The 25301-nt window shown below is 59.4% G+C and carries 20 protein-coding genes; 13 read left to right on the top strand and 7 right to left on the bottom strand.

The features are described 5' to 3' along the window. Positions 1-7: 7 nt before the first annotated feature. On the bottom strand, positions 8-1420 hold the full coding sequence (locus ACID345_RS19020; RefSeq protein WP_011524474.1) for a glycoside hydrolase family 125 protein: 1413 nt from the start codon (positions 1418-1420) through the stop codon (positions 8-10). 23 nt (positions 1421-1443) lie between these two features. Then, positions 1444-2391 (bottom strand): NmrA/HSCARG family protein, encoded by a 948-nt coding sequence (locus ACID345_RS19025; RefSeq protein ID WP_011524475.1) that lies wholly within the window; start codon positions 2389-2391, stop codon positions 1444-1446. Between the two features lie 114 nt (positions 2392-2505). On the opposite strand from ACID345_RS19025, the gene ACID345_RS19030 reads away from it, so the two are divergent. Then, on the top strand, positions 2506-3519 hold the full coding sequence (locus tag ACID345_RS19030; protein ID WP_011524476.1) for a DUF3592 domain-containing protein: 1014 nt from the start codon (positions 2506-2508) through the stop codon (positions 3517-3519). Here ACID345_RS19030 and ACID345_RS19035 read toward each other — a convergent pair. From ACID345_RS19035 to gltB, 4 genes are all read right to left on the bottom strand, one after another. After that, positions 3516-4037 (bottom strand): DUF3601 domain-containing protein, encoded by a 522-nt coding sequence (locus tag ACID345_RS19035; protein ID WP_041855886.1) that lies wholly within the window; start codon positions 4035-4037, stop codon positions 3516-3518. The two genes, ACID345_RS19030 and ACID345_RS19035, sit on opposite strands and share 4 nt — an antisense overlap. A 32-nt stretch (positions 4038-4069) precedes the next feature. Continuing rightward, complete coding sequence (locus tag ACID345_RS19040; RefSeq protein ID WP_011524478.1) at positions 4070-5101, bottom strand: DUF2891 domain-containing protein; 1032 nt, start codon at positions 5099-5101, stop codon at positions 4070-4072. A gap of 77 nt (positions 5102-5178) precedes the next feature. Then, entirely contained in the window at positions 5179-6594 is a 1416-nt protein-coding gene (locus ACID345_RS19045; RefSeq protein WP_011524479.1) for a glutamate synthase subunit beta, read from the bottom strand. Beyond that, positions 6587-11176, bottom strand: a complete 4590-nt coding sequence (gene gltB / locus ACID345_RS19050; RefSeq protein ID WP_228370675.1) for a glutamate synthase large subunit — start codon at positions 11174-11176, stop codon at positions 6587-6589. Before gltB ends, ACID345_RS19045 begins: the two co-directional genes overlap by 8 nt. Positions 11177-11614: 438 nt before the next feature. On the opposite strand from gltB, the gene hisI reads away from it, so the two are divergent. The 9 genes from hisI to ACID345_RS19095 are packed head-to-tail and all read left to right on the top strand — an operon-like array spanning position 11615 to position 20440. Then, a complete protein-coding gene (gene hisI / locus ACID345_RS19055; RefSeq protein WP_011524481.1) occupies positions 11615-11950 on the top strand; it encodes a phosphoribosyl-AMP cyclohydrolase in 336 nt (111 codons plus the stop codon). Continuing rightward, positions 11947-12816, top strand: a complete 870-nt coding sequence (gene hisG / locus ACID345_RS19060) for an ATP phosphoribosyltransferase (protein WP_011524482.1) — start codon at positions 11947-11949, stop codon at positions 12814-12816. Before hisI ends, hisG begins: the two co-directional genes overlap by 4 nt. Next, positions 12816-14063 (top strand): histidinol dehydrogenase, encoded by a 1248-nt coding sequence (hisD, locus tag ACID345_RS19065; protein ID WP_011524483.1) that lies wholly within the window; start codon positions 12816-12818, stop codon positions 14061-14063. The genes hisG and hisD overlap by 1 nt, the downstream gene beginning before the upstream one ends. Further along, positions 14056-15126, top strand: coding sequence for a histidinol-phosphate transaminase (hisC, locus tag ACID345_RS19070; protein ID WP_011524484.1), 1071 nt, complete (start codon positions 14056-14058; stop codon positions 15124-15126). Before hisD ends, hisC begins: the two co-directional genes overlap by 8 nt. Next, positions 15123-15710, top strand: coding sequence for an imidazoleglycerol-phosphate dehydratase HisB (hisB, locus tag ACID345_RS19075; RefSeq protein ID WP_011524485.1), 588 nt, complete (start codon positions 15123-15125; stop codon positions 15708-15710). Before hisC ends, hisB begins: the two co-directional genes overlap by 4 nt. Beyond that, the gene (gene hisH / locus ACID345_RS19080) at positions 15707-16303 is read left to right on the top strand and encodes an imidazole glycerol phosphate synthase subunit HisH (RefSeq protein WP_011524486.1); all 597 of its coding nucleotides are present in this window, start codon (positions 15707-15709) and stop codon (positions 16301-16303) included. The genes hisB and hisH overlap by 4 nt, the downstream gene beginning before the upstream one ends. Further along, a complete protein-coding gene (gene hisF, locus ACID345_RS19085; protein WP_011524487.1) occupies positions 16297-17058 on the top strand; it encodes an imidazole glycerol phosphate synthase subunit HisF in 762 nt (253 codons plus the stop codon). The genes hisH and hisF overlap by 7 nt, the downstream gene beginning before the upstream one ends. Further along, entirely contained in the window at positions 17052-17738 is a 687-nt protein-coding gene (locus ACID345_RS19090) for a 1-(5-phosphoribosyl)-5-[(5-phosphoribosylamino)methylideneamino] imidazole-4-carboxamide isomerase (RefSeq protein WP_011524488.1), read from the top strand. Before hisF ends, ACID345_RS19090 begins: the two co-directional genes overlap by 7 nt. Further along, positions 17738-20440 carry a phosphoenolpyruvate carboxylase gene (locus ACID345_RS19095; RefSeq protein ID WP_011524489.1) on the top strand — a complete coding sequence of 901 codons (2703 nt, stop codon included), beginning with the start codon at positions 17738-17740 and terminating at the stop codon, positions 20438-20440. Before ACID345_RS19090 ends, ACID345_RS19095 begins: the two co-directional genes overlap by 1 nt. A gap of 10 nt (positions 20441-20450) precedes the next feature. Here the strand turns inward: ACID345_RS19095 and ACID345_RS19100 are convergent, their stop codons facing one another. Then, the gene (locus ACID345_RS19100; protein ID WP_011524490.1) at positions 20451-22250 is read right to left on the bottom strand and encodes an ABC-F family ATP-binding cassette domain-containing protein; all 1800 of its coding nucleotides are present in this window, start codon (positions 22248-22250) and stop codon (positions 20451-20453) included. A 188-nt stretch (positions 22251-22438) separates the two neighbouring features. Between ACID345_RS19100 and ACID345_RS19105 the strand changes: the two genes are divergently transcribed. From ACID345_RS19105 to ACID345_RS19115, 3 genes are all read left to right on the top strand, one after another. Continuing rightward, positions 22439-23446, top strand: a complete 1008-nt coding sequence (locus ACID345_RS19105) for a DUF481 domain-containing protein (RefSeq protein ID WP_187148858.1) — start codon at positions 22439-22441, stop codon at positions 23444-23446. A 171-nt stretch (positions 23447-23617) separates the two neighbouring features. Next, positions 23618-24217 (top strand): hypothetical protein, encoded by a 600-nt coding sequence (locus tag ACID345_RS19110; protein ID WP_011524492.1) that lies wholly within the window; start codon positions 23618-23620, stop codon positions 24215-24217. Positions 24218-24681: 464 nt separating this feature from the next. Next, positions 24682-25293 (top strand): superoxide dismutase, encoded by a 612-nt coding sequence (locus ACID345_RS19115; protein WP_011524493.1) that lies wholly within the window; start codon positions 24682-24684, stop codon positions 25291-25293. Positions 25294-25301: the final 8 nt, after the last annotated feature.

Consider the following 25301-nt stretch of genomic DNA (forward strand, 5'->3'; position numbering starts at 1 on the left):
TCCGGCTTTATTTCAGCGCCAGCGTCTTGAGGACGAACTCCCCAAAGAGCGTATTGGCCCAGGCGAACCATGCGCGAGTGAACTTTGACGGATCGTCCTTGTCGAACGATTCGTGCATGAAGCCGGTGCCGGCGTCGGTGGCGACGAGAGTCTTCTGACAATTGTCGATTTCGACATGATCGGTGCTGGTAAGGCCGCGAATGATCAGCGAGAGCGGCCAGATCATATTCAGGCCGACGTGCGGGCCGCCGATCCCTTCGGCGGCTTTGCCTTTGAAAAAGTATGGATTGTCTTCGCTGAGAACGAAGCGGCGGGTGTTCTGGTAGATGGCATCGGACGGTTCGCAGATGCCGAGATACGGCAGCGAGAGCAGGCTGGGGACGTTGGCATCGTCCATCAGAAGTTGGCCGCCGTAGCCATCCACTTCGTAGGCGTAGATCTCGCCGTACTTCAGATGCTGCGTCTTGCCGTATTTGTTGATCGCTTCGCGAACCTCCTGCGCGAGAGCGTTGCAATCGCGGGAGAGCGGTTCATCTTTGTAGATCTGGGTGAGAATTTCGCTCAACTGCGTAAGCGAGAGGACCGCGAAGAGGTTCGACGGGATGAGAAACGGGAAGATGCAGGAGTCGTCGGAGGGGCGGAAGCCGCTGGCAATCAGGCCAACCGGGCGCACGGGGTTGCCGTAGCCGTCGAGGTTGAGCGTGTCGTTGGGCGTGGTGGTTTCGCGGCGGAATGAGTAGGGGCCAAGGCTGGTCTTGCGCTGCTGCTCGCGGAACGTCTTCGCGATTTTGCGAGCGGCTTCGTGCCAAGGCTCATCGAAGACGCTGCTATCGGCGGTGGTCTTCCAGTAGTGGTATGCGAGGCGAACGGGATAGCACAACGAATCAATCTCCCACTTGCGTTCGTGGAGTTCAGGACGCATTTGCGTCAGATCGTGATCGAACTCGCTGCCTTCGCGATCGAAGTTGAAGGCATTCGCATAGGGATCGATGTTGATGCAGCGCACCTGGCGGTGGATTACGCCGGCGAGCAGGCGCTGGAGATCGGGATCGCGCTTGGCGAGCGGCAGGTATGGAAAGATCTGAGCACTGGAGTCGCGCAGCCACATGGCGGGGATGTCGCCGGTGATGACGAAGGTGTCGGGCTTGCCATAGAGGGAGCCGGTGCGAACGGTGGTGTCGAGCGTGTTGGGGAAGCAATTTTCGAAGAGCCGAGCAAGGCGCGTGTCGCCGAGTTTCGCCTTCGTCTTGGCGATCACGTCTTCGACGGCGGCACTTTGGAACTTGCGCTGGTTCGGTGCGGGGCGGCCTTTTGCAGGGTCGAATGAAGGAGCTTGCTGTGCGATGGAGGATCGCTCGGCGCAGGCGTTGATGAGTGCGGCTGCGCCGAGTTTGGCGACGTCACGACGGGTAATGTTCATCGAGCGACAGGATAAACCCTACGCTACTCGAGCTTGATGCCGTCCTTGTTGTGCGCGAGCCAGGTGCGTAAGTCCTGCAACTGTGGGTCCAGCGCGCGCGAGCCTTCGACGGAGCGGGTGCCGGCCATCGCTTTCTGCTGCTCGGCGAAGAACTGGAACATGTTGCCAAGGTCGTCGGCGCCAGGGAATCCGAGGCCGCGGTAGACGTCGAACGGGATGGCTTGATAGGTGACCGGTTCGCCGAAGGCCTCGGCCATGCGCTCCGCCATCTCGTTGCCGGTGAGCCATTCCCCGACGACGCCGACGCGCTTGCCGATGAACTCGTTTCCCTTCTTAAAGATGCCGTACGAGCACCGACCGATATCTTCAGCGGCGATGCCAGCGAGTTTCGCATCAGCCATCGGGAGGCTGAAGGTGAGTTTGCCATCGGCGCCGCGCTTGGGACCCATCCCAAAGTGGATGAAGTTATCCCAGTAGAAAGAAGTCAGCAGTAATGTTGTGGGGAGTGCGGCGGCGAAGATTTTGTCGGCCTCGCCCTTGGAATCGAGGTGCGGGACTTTGTAGTTGCCCATGAGCGTGGGCATGCGAGTATCGCTGAGCGGGTAGAACTCGCGGGTGTCTTCCAGCGTTGACCAGATCGCATGTTGCACGCCCGCAGCGGCTGCGGCCTTCGCGAGGTTCGCGGCCTGCTGGGTTTCGTGTTCGGGGGAGAAGTGGTTCCAGAAGAAGGTCACGCAGAACGCGCCGTAACATCCGATGAAGGCGCCCTTCAGGCTCTCGATGTCGTCGACATCGGCGTGCACGACTTCAGCACCGGCCTTGGCGAGGTCCTGCGCTTTGGCGGAGTTGGGATCGCGGGTCAGTGCGCGGACGCGGAATTCGCCGCTTTTGTCCGCAAGAATGGCGCGAACGAGTCCACCGCCTTGCGATCCCGTCGCACCGGCGACGGCAATGATTTTGGAACTGCTCATGGATTCCTCCAGTGGAAGTGTTCGGGAAGGATAGCATTCGGAATGCTATTGCGAGATTAACGCGCGCGGCTGAGGTATGATGCTTCCGCATTTCCCTGACAACTTAAAAGAACGATGAAGAGCATGGACTACGTGGTCGGTGTCATCCTGCTGCTCGTGATCCTGGGCGGAGGCTTCTTCCTGCGGCTCGGGCTGCGGAACATCTGGCGCGGCGTGGCAAGTGCGAGTTGGCCGCGCGTGAGCGGAACCGTCGTGCGCTCCACCACCAATGCTACGACCGATGTGAACAAGAACACCGGCCAACGCGACAAGATGTATTCCGCGGACATCGCGTTCCAGTACAACGTGAGTGGCCACGACTACACGACGACCACGCTGCACTTCGGACAGACGCTGGGATCGGGCGGATCTTCGGACGCCGAGATTCGGCACCTACGCTATCCGCAGGGCGCGACCGTCACGATCGCTTACAACCCGAAAGACCCGTCCATTGCGGCTGCTGAGCCGGGGTTCTCTCTGGAAGCGTTCTGGCTAGTGGCCGCGGGGTTGGCGTTCATTCTCCCGTGTGTGATGGCGGGAATCCTGGTGTACACGACGGAGAGCGGGAGGAATGAAAGCCGCGGCATGGCGATCGGCGCGGGGATTTTCGCCAGCATTTTCGCCGTGCTGGGAATTGCGGCGCTCTGCGCGGGACTGACAACAGTCTGGCGCGCGAAGAGCAGCGTGCATTGGCCAACTGCCGAGGGCGTGATTCGCTACGCGAACATGCAGACCGAAGACAAAGCTCAGCGTGTGAGTGATGGCGAAGGGGTAAGCCACGTTGAACACTCCGAAAGCTACTCAACGAACCTGGTGTTTGAGTACGAAGTGAGTGGAGAAAAATACTTCGCGAATGTACGGCGTTTCGGCGTGCTGAATGGCGACCTCGCGCAGGAGGCGGATGCGGCGGAAAAGTATCCGCTGGGAGCGAAGGTCACAGTCGCGTACTCGCCGGTGAATCCGAATGTGGCGGTGCTGGAACCAGGCACTCAAGGGGCGACCTACGCGATGGCTGGCGTGGGTGCGGCTTGCCTGTTCTTCGCCAGCGTGGTGTTTATCTGGATTATTCCGAGCATGTTGCGGTTTTAGCCCCGCGAAAACGCTGTGTCAGTGCGAAACAGAGCGGAATGTAAGTCTGCAGTGCCGGCTGCATCGGGAAAGATCCTGCGACGTATGGTTGCGCTCGCGCAATCTGGTGGAAATTCGCCGGATTGGCTGCTAACCCACGACAGACAACAATCTAGATCAGCGCACATCTCAGCCGCGTGTGGCGCATTCGCAACCGCCGGCAACAGCCAATACGAATTGACGAGTTCGATGCAGGCGAGGATGCAGCTTTGTTCGGGTAGCGGTTCGAAATACTCGTTCGCAGGATTGTCGATGATTCTCGCATTCTCATCCACGTTGCCAGAGAGACGGATCGTCTTCTCAGCACGAATCGTGCTGCCATCGTCGTAGGGGAAGAAGCTGACGTCCGCGACGTGGAGAATCTCGCCCGGCCCAACCGTTTGATCGTCATAGTCGCGAAACGCCTTCGCGACGCGAACCACCACTCCTGGAAAGAAGCGCCGTACTTCGAGCGTGGGCATCGGCAGAAGCGCAGGCATGGGCGCGATTCTATGCAGCGATCATGATGCTGTCACGCACGAATGCCGCGGCGCGTGACGAGATAGACAGCGAAGCTCCCCAACCAGTGTCCGCCTTCGTAGTGCTCGCCGGTGACGGCGGCGAGACCGGCTTCCGCGTGCTGCCGAGCTGCGGATTCGACCGCGGGAAGACGCGGGTCCGACTGCGAAAGCGCGGAGGCAATGCCTTCGAGCATCCATGCGCGGCTCAGGTTCAGGCCGTCGAGATGCGCGAGTTTGCCGTCGGCGCGATCAGGGGATACGGCTGGCTGCAACCATTGCGCGTGGCCATGATCGGGAAGCTGCGGCAAGAACCTGCGCAGCCAGATGGCGAACTCTTCCGCGTCGAGCGCGCGACGCATGAGGTCGGCTTCAGCAAGTGACGGAGAGAGAAAGTCTTCGCCGGAAGGCTCGAAGTGCAGCGGGGCGTGGTGATCCACGAGATAGAGACGCAGCGCGGAAGCGCGGAGAAGCTGCTCGAAGCCGGTTTCCATCATGACGCGCGCGTAGTCGAGGATGAGACCTAGGGCAAATGCAGTTTGCGAATGCTCTCCGGAACGAACTGGATACGGGAGCTTCGGAAGCCAGGCGCTAATTCGGTGCACGACGGCCTCTTCCAGCGGCCGGATGTGTTGGGCAAAGGTGTGTGAGTCGGGATCGTCCCACTCGTAGAGTTCGGCGCACAGTTGCAGGAGCCACGCAAGGCCATAAGGACGTTCGAAACTCGCGCGGCCTTCGCCATGCAGGTAATCGGATTCTTTCGCCAGATTCTCAGCGGTGAGGTTCGCGCGTAATGCTTCGCGAGCTGCCGATTCGAAGGATGAGTTCGGAAAGAGGCGAAGAAGACGAACAAGGAGCCAGTGTCCATGGACGCTGGAGTGCCAGTCGAAGCAGCCGTAAAATGCGGGCGTGAGCTCGCGTGGCGGACGGGCATCTGCATCGCTGTTTAGAACGTGCGCAATTTTGTTGGGGTATTCGCGTTGGATGCAGGCCAGCGCAAGGTTGGCGAAGCGTTCGACATTACGAGCGTCGAGGGAGGGCAGCATGGGGAGAGATTACACCGGCTGCAGCCGCGCCTTCGTTGCATATCTGAGTCCCCCGGCTGCAGCCGGGGCGCTACCGGTTAGGAGGCGCCGTTCGCGTGGAGGTATGCGTCGATGCCCGCAGCGGCCTTACGGCCTTCGGCGATGGCCCATACCACCAGCGATTGGCCGCGTCGCATATCGCCCGCGGCAAAGACGCCTGTGACCGAGGTCATGGAGTTGTTGTCGGTCTGCACGTTACCGCGCGGATCGAGGGCAACGCCGAGTTGCTCGATCATGCCGTTGCGCACCGGGCCGGTGAAGCCCATCGCAAGCAACACGAGATCGGCTTCCACGACGAACTCGGTGCCGGCGATCGGTTCGAATTTCGGCGGTGGACCGATCTGAACGCCGTGCAGTTGTTTCACGTTGCCATGTTCATCGCCGGTGAATTGCGCGGTTGCGACCGACCACTGGCGATCGCCGCCTTCTTCGTGCGAGCTCTCGGTACGCAGTTGCAGCGGCCATAGCGGCCACGGCGTCTGCCCCGCGCGCTCCTGAGGCGGCATCGGCATGATCTCGTATTGACGGACAGACTTTGCACCCTGGCGATGCGAAGTGCCGAGACAATCGGCTCCGGTATCGCCGCCGCCGATGATGACGACATGCTTTCCCGTCGCGAGGATCTCTTTGTCGTTCACAGCTAGACCGGAGTTACGCCGGTTTTGTTGTGGCAGGAACTCCATCGCAAAGTGAATACCCTTGAGTTCGCGGCCGGGAACGGAGAGGTCGCGCGGCTGCTCAGCGCCGCCGGAGAGCAACACCACATCGTGTTCCGATCGAAGCTGCTCGACCGAGACGTTGACGCCGACGTGTGCGCTGGTCACGAACTGAACGCCCTCGGCTTCCATCTGGGCGACGCGACGATCCACAACGTGCTTCTCGAGCTTGAAGTTCGGGATGCCATAGCGAAGCAGACCACCAACGTGGTCAGCCTTCTCGTAGACGGTGACGGTGTGTCCGGCGCGGCGGAGTTGCTGCGCGGCTGCGAGGCCAGCGGGGCCTGAGCCGATGACCACGACCTTCTTGCCGGTTTCGGCCTTCGGCGGCTCGGGGTTGATCCATCCTTGGGCGAAGGCACGCTCGATGATCGTTTTCTCGATCTGCTTGATGGTGACCGGCGGCTGATTGATGCCGAGAACGCAGGAAGCTTCGCAGGGCGCGGGGCAGATGCGTCCGGTGAACTCCGGAAAATTGTTCGTGGCGTGGAGACGGCGAACCGCCTCGCGCCAGCGTCCGCGGTACACGAGGTCATTCCAGTTGGGAATGTTGTTGTTGACCGGGCATCCGGTGTGACAGAAGGGCACACCGCAATCCATGCAGCGTGCGCCCTGCTCTTGAAGGCTCTGCTCAGGGAAGTCCTGGTAGATCTCGAACCAGTCGTTGATGCGCTCGATCACGGGCCGGCGCTGCGGGAGTTCGCGGGTGTATTCGAGGAACCCGGTGGTCTTACCCATGCTGCACCTCCGCGGCTACCGGCGTTGGCTGGTGAACGATCAATGGAGGCGCGGCTTCGACCTTGCGCAATACGCGCTTGTATTCGTGTGGGAAAACCTTCACGAAGCGCGGCAGCGTGTCGGCCCAGTGCTGGAGGATCCAGCGCGCGCGGGAGCTGCCGGTGAGCACCATGTGTCTTGAGATCAAGCGGCGAAGGAATTCTTCGTCTTCGGTTTCGAGGGGATCGAGATCAACAGACGCGGTGTTGCAACGTTTCTGTGTAAAGTCGTCGCGCTCGTCGAAGACGTAGGCGATGCCGCCACTCATGCCCGCGGCGAAGTTGCGTCCGCAGGCACCGAGGACGACGACAGTGCCGTTGGTCATGTACTCGCAGCCGTGATCGCCGAGGCCTTCGACGATCGCAGTCGCCCCAGAGTTGCGAACCGCAAAGCGTTCGCCGGCGACGCCTGAGAAGAAGGCTTCTCCGCTCGTCGCGCCGTAAAGAACGACGTTGCCAACGATGATGTTCTCTTCCGGAATCAGCGGCGAAATCTTTGGCGGATGAATGATGATGCGTCCACCGGAAAGGCCTTTGCCGGTGTAATCGTTGGCATCGCCTTCAAGCGTGAGGGTTACGCCTTTAGCGAGGAACGCACCGAAGCTCTGGCCCGCAGAGCCTTGAAAGTGAATGCGGATGGTTTCGTCATCGAGCCCAGCCGAACCGTAGCGGCGGGCGATGTCGCCACTCAACATGGCGCCGACAGTGCGATGCACGTTGCGAATCGGAAGCGGAGCGAGTTCGATCGGTACTTTGCGTTCGACCGCGTCGCGGGTGCGATCGATGAGCAGGTAGTCGAGCGCGTCTTGCAGGCCGTGATCCTGCGCCTTCACGCAGCGGCGCGCGACACGGCCCGGAAGCGTCGGGGTATAGAGAACGGTTGAGAGATCGAGGCCGCGGGCCTTCCAGTGGTCGGTAGCGTCACGCGCGTCAAGCATGTCAACGCGGCCGACCATTTCGTCAAAGGTGCGGAAACCCATCTGGGCCATGAAGCCGCGGACTTGCTCGGCGAGGAAGAAGAAGAAATTGATCACGTGCTCGGGCTGACCGCTGAAGCGCGCGCGCAGCACCGGATCCTGCGTGGCGATGCCGACGGAGCACGTGTTGAGGTGGCACTTGCGCATCATCACGCAGCCCATGGCGATGAGCGGCGTGGTTGCGAAGCCGAATTCTTCCGCTCCGAGAAGCGCGCCGATTACGACATCGCGGCCGGTTTGAAGTTTGCCATCGGTTTGAACACGGATGCGACTGCGAAGGTCGTTGAGGAGCAGCGTCTGCTGTGTTTCGGCGAGGCCAAGCTCCCAGGGAATGCCGGCGTGCTTGATCGAACTGAGCGGCGAAGCGCCAGTTCCGCCGCTGTCGCCGGAAATTAGGACTACATCGGCATGTGCTTTCGCGACTCCGGCAGCGACCGTGCCGACGCCAACTTCAGCAACGAGCTTTACCGAGATACGCGCCTGCGGGTTGACGTTCTTCAGGTCGTAGATGAGCTGTGCGAGATCTTCGATCGAGTAGATGTCGTGATGCGGTGGTGGCGAGATCAGTCCGACGCCGGGCATGGAGTGGCGCAGCTTGGCGATGACTTCGTCCACCTTGTGGCCGGGCAGCTGGCCGCCCTCGCCGGGCTTGGCGCCCTGCGCCATCTTGATCTGCAGTTCGTCGGCGTTGACGAGGTAGTTCGTGGTTACACCGAAGCGCGCGGAGGCGACTTGCTTCACCGCGCTGCGGCGGAGTTCTCCGTTTTCATCGCGCTGGAAGCGAGACTCGTCTTCCCCGCCCTCGCCCGTATTGGACTTGCCGCCGATGCGGTTCATGGCGATGGCGAGCGTCTCGTGGGCTTCCTTGCTGATGGAGCCGAACGACATCGCACCGGTAGCGAAGCGCTTCACGATCTCTTTCGCGGGTTCGACTTCTTCGAGCGGAACTGGGCGAGCAGAGTCCTTGATTTTCAGCAACCCGCGCAGGGTGCAGAGTTCGCGGTTCTGGCTGTCGATGAGGTCGGTGTACTCCTGGAAGGTCTTGGCATCGGCGGAGCGGACGGCGTGCTGAAGCTTGCTGATCGTCTGCGGATTGAGCAGGTGGTATTCGCCATCGACGCGGTAGTGATATTGACCGCCTGACGACAGCTCCGCTTCGAAATCGCGCGGTGCACGGAATGCGAACTCGTGACGCAGTAGAGCTTCGCGCGCGATCACCTCGAGGCCAACGCCTTCAATGCGAGAGACAGTCCCGGCGAAGTGAGCGTCGATCAGTTCGCCGTTGAGACCGATGGCCTCAAAGCACTGCGCTCCGCGATAGCTTTGCAGTGTGGAGATGCCCATCTTCGAGAAGGTCTTAAGCAGGCCTTTGTTTATGGCCTTGATGAAGTTCTTCACCGCAGACTCAGCAGTGACGCCGTCGTTGAGATAGCCGGAATTGGCGCGCTCTTCCAGCGTTTCGATGGCGAGATACGGATTGACCGCGCTGGCGCCGTAGCCGATCAACAATGCGAAATGCATGACTTCGCGCGGCTCGCCGGACTCGACAATCAACGCAACCTGGGTGCGCGTTTCCTCGCGGATCAGAGTGTTGTGAATGGCCGCGAGAGCGAGCAAGCTCGGGATCGGCGCGTACTGCTCGTCGAGCCCACGGTCGGAAAGGATGAGCAGCGTGTAGCCGGACTTCACCGACAGGGATGCGCGACGACAGAGTTCGTCGAGCGCGCGCTGCAAGCCCTCTTCGCCTTCCTTCACGCGGAATCCGGTGGAGAGAGTCGTCGCGAGAAGATCGCCATACGACAGACGCCGCAGCTTCTCAAGGTCGCGATTGGTAAGCACGGGCTGCGGCAGTTTCAGCGTGTGGCAGTTGAGCGGCGTCTCGTCGAGAATGTTGCGCTCAGTACCGATGTAGCTGGTGAGCGACATGACCATCTCTTCGCGAATGGGATCGATGGGCGGATTGGTGACTTGCGCGAAGAGTTGACGGAAGTAGCTGAACAGGAGTTGCGGGCGATCCGATAGACACGCAAGCGGCGTGTCGGTACCCATGGAACCAATGGGCTCCTCGCCCTTGTTGCCCATGGGCTCGAGGATCATCTGCAGATCCTCGTCGGTGTATCCAAAGGCGCGCTGACGACGCAGCAGCGTGCTGAGATCAGAAGCGTGAAGGCGGGTGGGCTCAGGAAGTTGTGCGAGCGTGATCTGGTTCTTCTCGAGCCACTCCTGGTAGGGCTGCCGCTCAGAGAGTGATTGCTTGATTTCTTTGTCGGTAACGATGCGGCCGGCGACCGTATCCACAACGAACATCTTGCCGGGCTGAAGACGGCCCTTGCGTTTCACGCGATCGGCGGGCACGTCGAGCACGCCAGTTTCGGAGGCAAGCACAACGAGATCATCTTCCGTGACCATGTAGCGGCCCGGGCGCAGGCCATTGCGATCGAGCGTAGCGCCGATGAGACGGCCGTCGGTGAAGGCAATCGCCGCCGGACCATCCCACGGTTCCATCAGCGACGCGTGGTACTCGTAGAACGCGCGCTTCTCGGGCTTCATGTGCGGATTGCCGGTCCACGCCTCGGGAATGAGCATTGCCATCGCGTGCGGCAACGAGCGTCCGGCTTGCACGAGCAATTCGAGCGCGCAATCGAAAGCCGCGGAGTCGCTCGAACCGGACGGGATAATCGGGAAAAGCTTTTTAATGTCGTCACCGAAAAGCGGCGATTCGAGGATCGACTGGCGGGCATGCATCCAGCTCGCGTTGCCCTTCAGCGTGTTGATTTCGCCATTGTGCGCGACGTAGCGAAACGGGTGCGCGAGCTGCCAGCTCGGAAATGTGTTCGTGGAAAAGCGCTGGTGGACGAGGCAGAGAGAGCTGGTGACGTCGGGATCGGCCAGCTCGGGATAGAACTTGGAGAGCTGAGGCGCGATCAAAAGTCCCTTGTAAACGATCGTTCGCGACGAGAGCGACGGAATGTAGAACCATTCCTTCCAGTCCTCTTCGTGCTCTGCAATCTCGCGCTCAGTGCGCTTGCGAACGACGTAGAGCTTGCGCTCGAAGGCAGCTTCGTCCATCCCAGCTGGACGGTCGACAAAGATTTGCTCGATGTAGGGCTGCGAACCGCGGGCGACGCGGCCAATCGCAGTTTCGTCCACGGGAGTATCGCGCCAGCCGAGGACCGTGAGGCCTTCCTCGCGAATAATGCGTTCGAGAATTCCTTCGCATTGCAAGCGGGGATGCGTGTCGACGGGCAGAAATACCATTCCTACGGCGTATTCACCGGGGTTCGGGAGCGAGAAGCCGGAGAGCGGGCACTCGCGCGCGAAGAATGTATGCGGGACCTGGATGGTGATGCCGGCGCCGTCGCCGGTTTCGGGATCGCAGCCGCAGGCGCCGCGGTGCGCGAGGTTGATGAGGATCTCAAGGCCCTTGTCGATGATGGCGTGGCTCTTTTCGCCGCGCAGGCTCGCAACGAAGCCCATGCCGCAAGCGTCGTGCTCGTGACGGGGATCGTAGAGCCCCTGCGCGGGAGGGAGACCGGGGGAGTACTTTACCTGGGGATTCAAGTTCACGCTCTCCTTCGACTGCAAATGCAAAACCCGCCTGGTCTTAGGCGGGTTTGAGAACCTTTGGATTGCTGGTTTCCTACCCGCCACACTTCGCCTTTGTGCGCATAGCCGACTTGGCTGTGCGCTTTGTAATAGCGACTGTGCTCGGGTTCGGTTTCATCACAAGTGGGATACAGAATGAGGCATCAAGAGCATATCCGGCTCATCAAAAAATCGATGTTAATCATTCGTAATTTTGCGGGTTGCTGCGCGAATGGGGTTTGACACCTGGGAATGCGGTTGCGTATGGTGAGAAACGTGAAGCATACATCCCATCGACACCATCATCATCATGCGTTCCGCGTGTCGGTGGAGTTGTGCGCTTCGTAGATACTTCGAAAGCACTTAAACTCAACCCGCCGACGCGCACAGCGTCCGCGGGTTTTTCGTTTGCGAGGAGTTATGCAGATCGATTTCGACAAGATGCAGGGATTGGTGCCGGCCATTGTGCAGGACGCCGCCAACCTCGAGGTCCTCATGGTAGGGTTCATGAACCGTGAGGCGTATGAAAAGACACTGGCGACGGGCTACGTCACCTTTTACAGCCGAACCCGGAACACGCTTTGGACGAAAGGCGAAACGTCGGGGAACCGGCTGCGCGTGATTGATGCCGCAACCGATTGCGACCGCGACACGGTGCTGGTGAAGGTAGCGGTAGAGGGCGACGGCCTGGTGTGCCACACGGGAACAAGGTCATGCTTCACCGAGACGTTGGCGGTTCCGGGAGCTTCGCGATGAAACTTCGACTGGGGATTCCGAAAGGGAGTTTGCAGGAGGCAACGATCGCCCTGTTCCTGCGCGCCGGGTTGACGGTGCACACGAGTACCCGCTCTTATACGGCCACCACTGATGACGCCGAAGTGGAGTGCATGCTGATTCGGGCGCAAGAGATGGCGCGGTATGTATCGAAGGGCGTGCTGGATGCCGGCATCACCGGGATGGACTGGGTGGTGGAGAGCGGCCTGGAAGTCGAGGCAGTCTCGAGTTTGAACTATTCGAAGCAGAGCCGCGGTAACGTGCGCTGGGTGCTGGCAGTGCCGGAAGACTCGCCGTACCAGCGGGCGGAAGACTTGGCGGGCAAGGTCATTGCGACGGAGTTGGTAAATGTCACGAGCCGATATTTTGCCGCGCGAGGCGTACCGGTGAAGATCGAATTCTCGTGGGGTGCGACGGAGATCAAACCGCCGACACTGGCAGATGCGATCGTCGAAGTGACGGAAACCGGCAGTTCGCTGCGCGCCAATCGGCTGCGGATTATTGATGAGGTGATGCCGTCGAGCACGCAACTGATTGCGAATGTCTCGGCGATGCAGGACGACTTCAAGCGAAAGAAGGTTGAGAACCTCGCGCTGATGCTGGAGGGCGCGATCGCGGCGCAGGGACGCGTGGGATTGATGCTGAACGTGCGCAAGGGCGATTTGGCGAACGCGTTAGCCGTGTTGCCCGCGCTGAATTCGCCGACGATATCGCCGTTGAACGATGGTGAGTGGGTGGCGGTGAATACGATCATCGAGGAAACCGCCGCGTGGACGATCATTCCTCGACTGAAGGCGGCGAATGCGACGGGGATCGTGGAGTATCCCTTGAACAAGGTGGTGCTGTGATGCGCATCCTGCGACTGGAGAAATCCAGTGGGTTGCTGGCGAAGCTCGCGGCACGAGGAATGGCGGACGCTTCACGAGTGGAACCAGTAGTCCGGAAGATCGTTGTCGATGTACGAAAGAACGGCGACGCCGCGCTACGACGGTACGCGAGCAAGTTGGATGGACTCGGAAAGACTGCGGCGTTGCGAGTGTCGACGGAAGAGTTGAAGTCTGCGTGGGATGCGACCCGCAGTGAATTTAAACAAGCGATCAGGGCCGCTGCGAAGAACATCGAGCGCTTCGCGCGCTGGCAGATGCCGAAATCGTGGACGCGTGACGCGGGCGATGGCATTGAGCTTGGACAAATCATTCGGCCAATCGAATCGGTGGGGTGCTACGTTCCGGGCGGGCGGTATCCGCTGCCCTCAACCGTGCTGATGACGGTGGTTCCAGCGCGGGTGGCGGGGGTGGAGAGGGTCGTTGTGGTATCGCCGAACCCGGCACGAGAGACGCTGGCAGCTGCGTACCTCTTGGGCGTTGGGGAGTTCTACCGGATCGGCGGCGCGCAGGCTGTGGCGGCGCTGGCGTACGGAACTGAGTCAGTCGAGCGGGTTGCGAAGATCGTGGGCCCCGGAAACATCTTCGTGACCACAGCGAAAAAGTTGGTGGCCTTCGATTGTGCGATCGACATGCTAGCAGGCCCTACAGAAGCCGCGATCGTGAGTGAGCGCGGGAATGCGCGCTTTATCGCTGCTGATCTTGTGGCGCAGGCAGAACATGATCCCGAGACCATGGTGGCGTTCTTTACGACGTCTCCCTCGCTGGCGGACGCGGTGAAAAAGCAAGTGGCGCTACTGGCAGCAAAGAACACGATTGCGCGAAAAGCGCTTGCGACTCGCGGTTACATTTTCGTCGCGCAGGATATTGCGCAAGCGATGGAGGCCGCGAACCAATTCGCTTCGGAGCACTTGACGGTCGATGAAGATCTTCTCGAAACCGTATCCAGCGCGGGATCGGTGTTCGTGGGAGACTACTCGGCGCAATCGTTCGGTGACTACGCGAGTGGGCCGAACCATGTGCTGCCGACAGGCGGGCTGGCGCGAGTGCGTGGCGGTTTGAGCGTGCTCGACTACGTGAAAATCATCACGGTGCAAAAGATTTCGCGAAAGGGACTGCGCGCGCTCGCGCCCATCGCTGAGACGCTCGCAGCTGCGGAGGGTCTCGTCGCGCACGGGCAATCGGTGGCGATTCGGAGGGCGAATGCTTAAGGCGCGAGAGACCGTGCAGTCGCTGCCGACGTATCATCCGCCGCTCGGTGGGCGCGAGGGCCTGCGGCTCGACTTCAACGAGAATACGGTGGGATGCTCGCCGCGCGTGGCCGAAAAGCTGCGAGAGATCTCGCGAGACGCTCTGGCACGTTATCCCGAACGGGGAGCGGTCGAAGCGACCGTTGCGGAATTTCTGGGGCGAAACGTCGATGAAGTCCTGCTCACGAACGGCGTGGATGAAGGCATCCACCTGCTGTGCGAGACCTATCTTGAACCGGGCGACGAGGTGTTGATCGTGGTGCCGACGTTCGCGATGTACGAGATTTACGCACGGGCAACGGGAGCAAAGGTCATTAGCATTCCGGCGGGCGAGGATTTTGTTTTCCCCACCGATGCCGTGCTCTCTGCGATTTCGCCTCGCACGCGGCTCATCGCCATCGCAAATCCGAACAATCCGACGGGCACGGCGGTTTCGAGAGCTGACTTGCTGACGATCGCGGAAGCCGCGCCCCACGCGGCGTTGCTCGTCGATGAAGCGTACTTCGAATTCCACGATAAGACGATGGTTGGCGACATCGCCCAAGTGCCGAATCTCTTTATCGCGCGAACGTTTTCGAAGGCCTACGGGCTGGCTGGTCTACGCATAGGAATCCTTGCTGGAGAAGCGGGACAAATGACAATGGTGCGACGCGTGAGTTCCCCTTACAACGTGAACGCCGCGGCGCTCGCTTGTTTGCCAGAGGCGCTCGCAGATTCGGAGTACGTGTCGCAGTATGTGCGGGAGAGTGTGACTAACCGCAGGCGGCTGGAAGAGTTTTTTGCCGCAGAAGGAATTCCCTTCTGGCCAAGCCGGGCGAATTTCGTTTTGGCCAGGTTCGACGAGCTTCGCGTGCCATTTGTAAAAGGAATGCGCGAACGAGGAATTCTAGTGAGAGATCGCAACAGCGACTACGGATGTGCTGGGTGCGTGCGCGTCACGGCGGGAACCGAGTCACAAATGGATTTGCTGTTCGAGGCGATGAAGGACGTTTTGCGCGACTTGCGCCAAGGACAGGTTCGATGAGGAAGGCAACGCTCGACCGGAATACCGCCGAAACCAAGATCCACCTGGAATTGCACGTGGACGGCAAGGGCAAGTATGAGATTTCGACGGGCATCCGGTTCTTTGATCACATGCTCGAGCTCTTCACGCGGCATGGCGCGTTCGATGTAACGCTGCGATGCGAGGGCGACCTCGACGTCGACCAGCATCACACCGTGGAAGATGTGGGGATCGCATTGGGGCAGGCGTTCACGCAGGCTCTCGGCAGCAAGATGGGTATCCTGCGCGCCGGATATTTCGTGATGCCCATGGACGAGACGCTGGCTGTGGCCGCCGTGGACTTAAGTGGACGAAGCGCATATGCGGTGGACACAAAAGTAAAAGTCAGGATTGTAGGCGACTTGCAGACGGAGTTGGTCGACGACTTCTTCGAAGGATTCAGCCGCGGAGCGCTGGCGAATGTACACATCAAGGTGATGTACGGGCGTTCGAACCATCACAAGATTGAAGCTTCGTTCAAGGCATTTGCGCGAGCGCTGCGGTTCGCATGCGCCAAAGACAAGAGGCTGGCAAAAGTGCTGCCGAGCACGAAGGGACTGTTGTGATCGCAATTGTTGATTACGGCGCCGGCAATCTGACTTCAGTGGCCAAGGCATTGCGGCATCTTGGAGCACTGGTTGAGATTACTGCCGATCCGATCGCCGTGGCCGCAGCCGATGCCGTAGTTCTGCCGGGCGTAGGCCACTTCGCGTCGACGCAGACGATCGGCCAGCAAGGACTGACGCCGGCGATTCGCGATGCGATCGCGAGCGACAAGCCGTTTCTTGGAATCTGCGTGGGACTGCAGTGGGTTTTCGCGGGGAGTGCAGAGGCGCCGGAAACTGCGGGACTCGGTTGTTTTGATGCCACGTGCGAGCGTTTCCCCGCAGGAGCGCGGGTGCCGCATGTGGGCTGGAACCAACTTGAGATCACTAGGCCGTCGCGCTTACTGGAAGGCGTTCGGAATGACGCTCACGTTTACTACACACATTCTTACTTCGCCCCGGTGGTTCCGGAGACTGTCGCGACGACGGAGTATGGCTGCGATTTCACCGCAGTCGTGGAGAGAGGGAATACCTTCGCGGTGCAGTTTCATCCGGAAAAATCTGGCGAGAACGGGCTCACGATCCTTCGCAATTTCGTGAGGCTCGCATGCTGAAGCGACGGATCATCGCTTGTCTCGACGTGCGTGATGGGCGCGTGGTGAAGGGCGTGAATTTCGTAAATCTTCGCGATGCTGGATCTCCAGCGGAAATGGCCGGCGCCCACGCCAAGGCTGGGGCAGATGAGATCGTCCTGCTCGACATCACGGCGACCTACGAAGGCCGCGGCACGCTGCTCGAAACCGTCCGCAAGACCGCGGCAGAGTTGTTCATTCCATTCACGGTGGGCGGAGGAATTCGAACTCTCGACGACGCGCGTGCGGTGTTCGACTGCGGAGCCGACAAGCTCGCGATTAATTCAGCAGCTATCGCCGATCCCGACTTAATCACGAAGATCGCGGCACGATTTGGATCGCAAGCAGTGGTGCTGGCGATTGACGCGAGACGTACCGGCTCGCGGTGGGAAGTCTTCAAGACCGGCGGGCGCACGGGAACTGGGCTGGACGCGGAGCAATGGGCAGCCGAGGGCGAGAAGCGGGGCGCAGGCGAGATATTGCTGACATCCATGGATTGCGATGGCACGCAGACTGGCTTCGACTGCGAATTGACCGCGGCGATTGCATCGCGCGTCTCGATCCCGGTAATCGCGTCGGGCGGCGCCGGCACGGCAGAGCACTTTGTAGACGTATTTCAACGAGGACACGCGGATGCTGCGCTGGCTGCGTCGATCTTCCATTTTGGCGTGCATGATGTGAATGAGCTGAAACGCACACTGTCGGCTGCGGGAATTCCTGTGAGGCTCGAATGCTAATCCCCTCGATCGATCTCATGGGCGGGAAGATTGTGCAACTCGTCCAGGGAGAGAAGAAGGCCTTTGAGACCACCGATTTCGATGCGTGGTGTGAGCGCTTCGCAGGATTTCCGATGGTCCAGCTCATCGACCTCGACGCAGCAAAGAGGCAAGGCGATAACCGCGAACTCATCGCGAATATCGTTTTGCGACTTCCCTGCCAAGTCGGCGGCGGAGTGCGAGATGCCGACGTCGCCGAGCGACTGTTGGCGATTGGAGCGAAGCGGGTGATCGTTGGCTCATCGTATATACGGGACGGCCGTGTTGATGTGGACTTCGCGCGAGGCCTGGCAGAGCGCTGCGGCACGGATCGCGTCATCGCCGCCATCGACTCGCGAGAAGGCTTCGTTGCGGTGCGTGGGTGGCAGGAGTCGGTGCCGATCACTGCTGGCGAAATGATTGCAGCGCTCACTCCCTACGTGGGCGGGTTCCTCTACACGCACGTGGACACCGAAGGACTATTGGTAGGATTTCCAACTGACATTGCTCGACGTCTGCGCACGCTCACCGAGAAGCAATTGATTGCGGCCGGAGGTATTCGTTCGCAAGAAGAGATTGATGAACTCGACGGAATTGGGGTGGATGCTGTCGTTGGGATGGCGATTTATACGGGCAAACTCGTGGTGAAGGGGAATTCTTAATGTCGCCGAAGGACGAGCAGCGTCCACTGTGGAGCGCGGCTGACCAGCACGAGCGCTTGCTCGAACTTACCGCTGCCACGGATGATCCGCGGAAGGAAATCCCGCTGCGACGCGATGTTCGCTCCCTAGGGATTTTGCTCGGGCGCGTCCTCGTGGAGCAGGCCGGACCACAAACGTTCAACGCCGTGGAGACGTTGCGCAATGTGCTGATCAAACATCGCGAGCGCACGCGGATAGAAAGCGGTACCGGGACCTTGCTGGAGGAGGCGCAAGAGTTTGTCGCGTCGCTTGATCTCGCTACGATGTATCGGATCAGCAAGGCCTTCGGAACTTATTTCGAGTTGACCAATCTTGCTGAAACGAATCACCGCAAGCGGCGGCGGCGCGCTTCGCAGCTGCATGCGGAGCAACCTGCGCTGCCGGGCTCTTTCCGCGGGACGTTGCAGCATCTTCGTGAAACCGCCATATCAAGTGAACAAGTCCTGCAGGCATTGAGCGAACTGCAGGTTGTTCCTGTATTCACCGCGCACCCCACGGAAATCACGCGACGGACTACGCTGCTAAAGCGGCGCAAAATCGCCGAGACCCTGGAGCGTCTCGACGTGCTGCCTCTCTCTGAGATGGACGCTGAAGAGCACGAAGCGCGACTGATGGCGGAGATCACAGCGCTCTGGCAGTCTGACGAAGTCCGACTGCATCGCCCCACGGTGGACGACGAAATCCGCGGCGGAATTCGGTACTTCAATCTCTCGCTGTTCGCGGCCATACCGGAGCTTTATGAGGAGATCGGCGCAGCACTCCGAGCGACGCTTGAAGTTGAGATCGAACCAACAGACCTGCCCATCATGCTGCGCTTCGGGTCGTGGATAGGCGGGGATCGCGACGGAAATCCACTGGTGACCGCAAAAGAGACCACCGATGCCGCGGAGCTCGCGCGAGAAGCGGTGCTCCATCACTACGTTGAACAGGCGCGAGTGATAGGGCGTGCGCTCAGCATCTCGGAACATCAGGTTGGCATATCCGACAATCTGCGCGCGCTGGTGGAAGATTACGAAAAGCTGATCCCGCAGCGAGCTTCGGAATACGAGCGAACGCCGAAGCCCGAATATTATCGCCGCGCACTGTTGCTGATGGCCATGCGGTTGAGTCTCGCGAGCCGCGAGCCCGACCATGCCGCGGCGTATCGCGATGCGTTTGAGTTTGAGAAAGACCTTCGACTGCTCCACGCCAGCCTCTGTGAGCACAACGGTGCGCGGTTATCGCGTCAGCGGCTGGATGCTCTGCTGCTGAAAGTCCGGACGCATGGATTCCGGCTGCACACGCTCGACATTCGTCAGCATGCACGCGTGCACAACGAAGTCCTAAGCGGAGAGACGAACGACGCGCAGCAAGTCATCGAGACACTCCGCACCGTCAGCTCTCTGAAACAGCGGTTTGGAGACATCGTTCGACAGTATGTAATCAGCGGCGCGGAAACTGCATCCGATCTCCTTGGGGTTTGCGAACTCGCAAATCGGGCGGGCGTCAGCACTGTCGGAGGCGACACCGATTCCGGACTGATGCCGGTTCCGCTCTTCGAATCAATCGATGCGCTGCGCAAATCCGCAGCGGTGATGCGCGAGGTATGGGCGGACCGCGCTTATCGAAAGCTGGTCGATTCCTGGGGCGGCTGGCAGGAGGTAATGCTCGGCTACTCCGACTCAAACAAAGATGGCGGCATGCTTACCAGCATGTGGGAAATCTACAACGCGCATCATGCTCTCCACGACGCTGCGCGCGAAGCGGGAGTGAAGCTGCGACTGTTCCATGGGCGGGGCGGAACGGTTGGCCGCGGAGGAGGGCCAACCCACTCTGCGATCCTGGCGCAGCCAGCGGGCGATTTCACTGGGCAGATCAGGATTACCGAGCAAGGCGAAGTGTTGAACTGGAAGTATGCCGACCCACTGCTGGCGGAATGGAACCTGGAAGTAGTGCTCGCGGCAGCGCTAGAGGCGCGTCTGCGGCCGACATCCGCCCCGCAGGCTGCGTGGATGGCCGCGATGGACGAGATGTCTCGCGAGGCGTTCTCGTTCTACAGGCAGCACATCGCGGAAGATCCGGCGCTGCTCGAGTACTTTGAGTTGGCGACACCGGTCAACGAGCTTGAGTTCGCGCGGGCTGGGTCGAGGCCGGCGCGTCGGAGCAGCAGCCGAAGCCTGAATGACCTCCGAGCAATCCCTTGGGTCTTCGGGTGGATGCAAAGCCGCCATGCCGTGCCGGCGTGGTTCGGCGTGGGTCATGCATTCGAAACCTTCGGACAGACAGAGCTGTTGCGCGAGATGTTGGGCGGGTTCCCATTGTTTCTCGACATGGTGCAGAACGTGGAACTAGCGATGGCGAAGGCCGATCTCTCGATTGCGAAGCTGTATTCGGCGCTGGTTCCGGATCGATCGTTGCGCGAGCGAATCTTTGACAAACTTGCCGACGAATTTGAGCGCACCAGGCGGCAGATACTCTCCCTCAAACAACAGAGTGAGTTGCTGGAGAAGAATCCGGTATTGCTCCGTTCGATTCGACTGCGGAATCCGTATGTAGATCCACTCAGCCTGGTGCAGGTCGAGCTGCTGCGAAGAAAACGCTCTGGGATGGAAAGCGAAGAACTGAATTATGCCCTCGGGTCGACGATGAACGGGATCGCGGCGGGCCTGCACAATACGGGGTGATCGCGAGCGTTTAGCCCTGTTTCTCTTCCAGTTCTGTCCAGCGGACGATGAGAGCATCCACCTCCCCTTGCGCGGCTTCGACTTCAGCTTGAACCGTGATTAGGCGCTCTGCGTTCGTCGAAATGGTGGGGTCTTCGTACGCACTCTGTGCATCTTTGAGGCGCTGCTCGGCTTCGTGGATGCGTTGTTCGATCGTGGAATATTCGCGAGCTTCCATATACGACAGTTTCTTTTTCTGAGGCGGCGGAGCGGCCGTCTCTCGTTTCGTAGCGGCGGGTTGGACTTTTGATGCCTCGGTCTTGTCGCGCTGCCACTCATCCCATTGCGAGTAGTCGGCGAAGCGCTCGACTTGTCCAAATCCATCAAGACCGAGCACCACCGTTGACACGCGATCGAGCATGTAGCGGTCGTGAGTTACAAGAACGAGAGCACCGCGAAACTCCAGGAGGCTCTCTTCGAGGATCTCAAGCGTGGGAATGTCGAGATCGTTGGTTGGTTCGTCGAGGAGAAGAACGTCGGCCGGCTGAAGCATCAGCTTCGCGATCAGAACCCGCGCGCGTTCACCGCCCGAAAGGCTTCCGACCGGCTGGTTCAATTGCTGTCCATCGAACAGGAAACGAGCGGCCCAGGATGCGACGTGGATCAAACGGTCCTGGTAAACCACAGAGTCGCCTTCCGGCGCGAGCGCCCGACGAAGCGTGATGTCTGGGTCGAGCTGCCGGTTCTGATCGAAGTACACAATGCGCAGGGCATTCGCCCGCTTGATCTCCCCGGAAACAGGCTGAAGTTCGTCGTTCAATAAGCGGAGGATGGTGGTCTTGCCGCTCCCGTTGGGGCCAACGAGTCCAACACGCGTGCCGGCCGTTATCAGGAAATCGAGGTCACGGAACAGCGTGCGCTCGCCATACTGGAACGTCACCTGCTCCATTTCGATCAGTCGCTTCGTCCTGCGTTCCGTGGCGGAGAAGTCGATATCCGCGGTGGCACTCCGGGTGCGGGCGTTCAGGTCGGCTAGTTCCCCGATCAGTTCGTTGGCTTTGTTAGTGCGGGCTTTCGACTTCGTAGTCCGTGCTTTTGGTCCGCGACGCAACCATTCGATTTCAGTCTTGACGCGGTTTTCCAATGATTCCTGGCGCTTAGTTTGTGCTTCGAGGAACTCCTCTTTCTTAACCAGGAACTCGCTGTAATTGCCTTCCACCAGCAACAGGCCGTTCTCATAGACACGGTTTAATTCGGCAGTGCGGCTCGCGACGTTTTCGAGGAAGTAGCGATCGTGGCTGACGATGACGCAGGCCAATTGGGCGTAGCGAACAAAATCCTCCAGCCACTCGATCCCCGCGAGATCAAGGTGATTGGTCGGTTCGTCGAGGAAGAGCAGGTCGGGCTGTTGCACGAGCGCCTCGGCGATTGCCAGGCGCTTACGCCAACCACCGGAAAGAGCTGCCGCCTCGGCATTGAAATCCTGGAAGCCGACACGGCCTAAGGTTTCCGCAAGGCGCCCTTCGCGGTCTGCTTCCGGGACTTGCGCTCCCTGCATCGACTCGGTGATGACTTGGCGGATAGTGCGTCCATAGTCGAATTCAGAATCCTGGGCAACATAGCTGACCCGGAGACGCTTCCGTCTCGTGACGTTCCCATCGTCGGATTCCATTTCTCCGGCAAGGACTTTCAAAAGCGTGGATTTTCCGGAGCCGTTGGGGCCGATCAGGCCAATGCGATCACCCTCGGAGATGGTGAGCGAGACGTCGCGAAATAGGGTGGTCGCACCAAAAACCTTTGCGATTTTCTGGGCGTTTATGAGGATACTCAAAACGAGGCCGCCGATTTTACAACTGGTAAAAATGCGAGGCTTGTACTAATTCACCATACTAGTTCAATAGCGTAACTCAAACCGCTTGCGCTAACCTTTTCCGCATGACGTGCTCACGGTTGCAGTCCTCGCTCGCGCTGCTCGGTTTCGTTCTGCTCACTCTTCCATTGTTCGCCGCAGATCCGGATATGGTGACCTTTGTCAACGGGGAGTCGATGTCGGGTCAGTTAGTAAAAGTGACTGACGGAAAAGTCTTCTTCCACAGTGACATGGTGGGAGATGTGTCGTTCGACTGGGACAAGGTCAAAGACCTAAAGACGACGAAGCCGTTCGCGGTTGTACCCAAGGGCGCGAAGATCGGAAAACACGGCGAAGGCACTTCCGAGGGCACGATCGCAGTCAGCGACAACAAGCTCTCGGTTGCCAGCACGACGGTACCGACTGGCGATGCTGCGTTCGTGGTCGATCAGCCCACATTCGAGAAGCAAATGCACCATAACGGCTTCCTGACCGGGTGGGTCGGCGCGATCACCGCGGGAGTTTCGCTGGTGAGAGCTACTCAGGACAACACGAACTTCACCAGTTCGTTCACCTTCCAGCGACGCAGCCCAACTGCCGAGTGGATGACAACGAGATCGCGAACGCTGATTGACTTCACCAACGTCTACGGCAAGGTGACGCAAGCCGGAACGCCGGATGTGAAAACGAGCATCTACCACGCCGATGGCGAACAGGACGAGTACTTCAGCGAGCGTTTCTATGCGCTAGGCCACGCCTCCTTCGACCACAATTTCTCGCAGGGTCTTGATTTGCAGCAGTTGTACGGTGGCGGTCTGGGATTCACCGTGCTCAAGACAAAGATCCACGAGTTGGATTTCAAAGGCGACCTGCATTACGAGAAGCAGCAGTTCGACGTTGCATCGAGCAACCAGAATTTGATTGGATCCGAGTTTGTCGAGAGCTACATACGAAAGCTGGCGCACGGAATGGTCTTCACGGAAGGCGTTCTGTATGACGCTGCCTGGAACAATACCACCGCATATTCCGCCCAAGGCACCATCGGTCTTGCAGCCCCATTTTCAAAGCGCTTCAGCCTGTCGATCAATTTGCTCGATGGATATATCAATAACCCGCCGCCGGCGTTCAAGAAGAACTCGCTCCAGTTCACCACGGGCCTGACGTACACGGTGAAATGATCTACGTCGCGCAAACACTTTGCAATTCTTGACAGAAAAGGCCTGAATACCGGGCCTTTTCTCTTGCCGGTCAGGACACGAAACGAAAACTTCTTCCGTCTAATCGTGTTGTAGCAAAGCGTGGCTGGCCTCCAGCCTACAGCCCAGATTGCGACGATTTGGAGAGTTCGAATGCGAAAGAGCTTGTGGTTGCTCGTCCTCCTCGCCTTTTTCTCAGTTCCTCACCTGATGCACGCTCAACAGCTTGATGCCGGGTTCGGCGTATTCACTCTCGTCGCACCATCCAACACGACTTTGACGTCAACCAGCTTTACGCCGCAATCGATCGGTGGCGGAGCCTTTCCCGCCGTGAGTGCGAACTACCTCTGGAAGAACCATCTGGGAATTCAGGGAGAGGTCACTTGGCGCGCGAGCGACAACGTGTACGGCGGTTATCAGCCATTTCGTCCCATCCTGTACGACTTCAACGCCATGTACGCGCCTTATCTCGGGAAGCATGTGGAATTGGAGTTGTTGGGAGGAATCGGCGGCCAGAGTAGCCGGTTCTACAACGCATATTACCAATGCACCTTCTACGGCTGTTCCGACTACAGCAGCAGCAATCATTTTCTTGGGCACGTCGGTGGTGGGATTCGCTTTTACGTGTGGCACCGTGTCTTCGTGAGGCCCGAGGCACACGCTTACTTTGTGCATAACAACTGGGAATTCAACAGCGGGCAATCCCAGCGTTATGGCGTATCAATCGGCTATTCGTTTGGATCGTCAGACTGAGGAGAGCCGAAGCCGGGGCTTCGCCTTACGCAGCCGGAAGCATGGTTCGCTTTTCCACTTCGCGACGCGGAACGAGGTAGCGCCGCGCGCAATCGTCGCAGCGCACAAACCGCCGGATCATTAAACGAGTAATCAACCATTCGCCTAAACCCCGGTGTGGAGATCGATGGGCGCTACCGCTCTTGCATCGAGGGCAAACCATAAACCTCAAGCTAACATGCCTGTGTGAAAAGACAATCGCACCGAAGTCTTAATTCCATTAATTCATGTGGCCGGGCGTGACTTGGCATAGGTACAGGGTCACTTCGGTGTTAAGTACACGATTCGCTATAATGGCGGTTCGACTGAGGATCGGCAAAAAACAGGAACTCTTCTATCCGTGAGGAGTACGAAACCCGGCGGTTTCAGCTCACGATTCTGAACCCAAACAACTTGTATTGCATCAACGTGACTGGAGGATTTGCATGGCCCACGAAGTCCCACCGTTGCCGTATGACTATTCGGCGCTGGAGCCCACGATCGACACGCAGACGATGCATTTGCACCATGACAAACATCACCTGGCGTATGTAACGAATTTGAACGCCGCGCTGGAAAAGGCGCCTGAACTGCAAAGCAAGAGCGCGGAAGATCTGTTGAAGGACCTTAATTCCGTTCCTGAAGCCATTCGGACAGCGGTCCGTAACAATGGCGGCGGACATGTGAACCACTCGATGTTCTGGGCGATCATGGGCCCGAACGCGGGCGGCGAGCCGACCGGCGAGATTGCCGACGCGATCAACTCCACGTTCGGCAGCTTCGCGACACTCAAAGAAAAGTTCAACGAAGCCGGCGTGAAGCAGTTCGGCAGCGGTTGGGCGTGGCTTGTGAAGGGAGCCGACGGCAAGTTGGCGGTCACCAGCTCACCGAACCAGGACAATCCGATCTCTCAGGGACAGTTCCCGATCCTCGGCAACGACGTCTGGGAGCACGCCTATTATTTGAAGTACCAGAACCGCCGCGCAGATTACCTGAAGGAATGGTGGAACGTGGTGAACTGGACGGAAGTGAATCGTCGGCTGAAACAAGCCAAGTAGCTGTCGCC

Origin of the sequence: Candidatus Koribacter versatilis Ellin345, assembly GCF_000014005.1 — a bacterium.
Classification (GTDB): Bacteria; Acidobacteriota; Terriglobia; order Terriglobales; family Acidobacteriaceae; genus Korobacter; species Korobacter versatilis_A.

Excerpts from the sequence above, each read along its gene's own strand:
- ACID345_RS19020 (WP_011524474.1), bottom strand. The coding sequence starts at position 1,420 with ATGAACATTACCCGTCGTGACGTCGCCAAACTCGGCGCAGCCGCACTC.
- ACID345_RS19025 (WP_011524475.1), bottom strand. The coding sequence starts at position 2,391 with ATGAGCAGTTCCAAAATCATTGCCGTCGCCGGTGCGACGGGATCGCAA.
- ACID345_RS19030 (WP_011524476.1), top strand. The coding sequence starts at position 2,506 with ATGAAGAGCATGGACTACGTGGTCGGTGTCATCCTGCTGCTCGTGATC.
- ACID345_RS19035 (WP_041855886.1), bottom strand. The coding sequence starts at position 4,037 with ATGCCTGCGCTTCTGCCGATGCCCACGCTCGAAGTACGGCGCTTCTTT.
- ACID345_RS19040 (WP_011524478.1), bottom strand. The coding sequence starts at position 5,101 with ATGCTGCCCTCCCTCGACGCTCGTAATGTCGAACGCTTCGCCAACCTT.
- ACID345_RS19045 (WP_011524479.1), bottom strand. The coding sequence starts at position 6,594 with ATGGGTAAGACCACCGGGTTCCTCGAATACACCCGCGAACTCCCGCAG.
- hisI (WP_011524481.1), top strand. The coding sequence starts at position 11,615 with ATGCAGATCGATTTCGACAAGATGCAGGGATTGGTGCCGGCCATTGTG.
- hisG (WP_011524482.1), top strand. The coding sequence starts at position 11,947 with ATGAAACTTCGACTGGGGATTCCGAAAGGGAGTTTGCAGGAGGCAACG.
- hisD (WP_011524483.1), top strand. The coding sequence starts at position 12,816 with ATGCGCATCCTGCGACTGGAGAAATCCAGTGGGTTGCTGGCGAAGCTC.
- hisC (WP_011524484.1), top strand. The coding sequence starts at position 14,056 with ATGCTTAAGGCGCGAGAGACCGTGCAGTCGCTGCCGACGTATCATCCG.
- hisB (WP_011524485.1), top strand. The coding sequence starts at position 15,123 with ATGAGGAAGGCAACGCTCGACCGGAATACCGCCGAAACCAAGATCCAC.
- hisF (WP_011524487.1), top strand. The coding sequence starts at position 16,297 with ATGCTGAAGCGACGGATCATCGCTTGTCTCGACGTGCGTGATGGGCGC.
- ACID345_RS19090 (WP_011524488.1), top strand. The coding sequence starts at position 17,052 with ATGCTAATCCCCTCGATCGATCTCATGGGCGGGAAGATTGTGCAACTC.
- ACID345_RS19095 (WP_011524489.1), top strand. The coding sequence starts at position 17,738 with ATGTCGCCGAAGGACGAGCAGCGTCCACTGTGGAGCGCGGCTGACCAG.
- ACID345_RS19105 (WP_187148858.1), top strand. The coding sequence starts at position 22,439 with ATGGTGACCTTTGTCAACGGGGAGTCGATGTCGGGTCAGTTAGTAAAA.
- ACID345_RS19110 (WP_011524492.1), top strand. The coding sequence starts at position 23,618 with ATGCGAAAGAGCTTGTGGTTGCTCGTCCTCCTCGCCTTTTTCTCAGTT.
- ACID345_RS19115 (WP_011524493.1), top strand. The coding sequence starts at position 24,682 with ATGGCCCACGAAGTCCCACCGTTGCCGTATGACTATTCGGCGCTGGAG.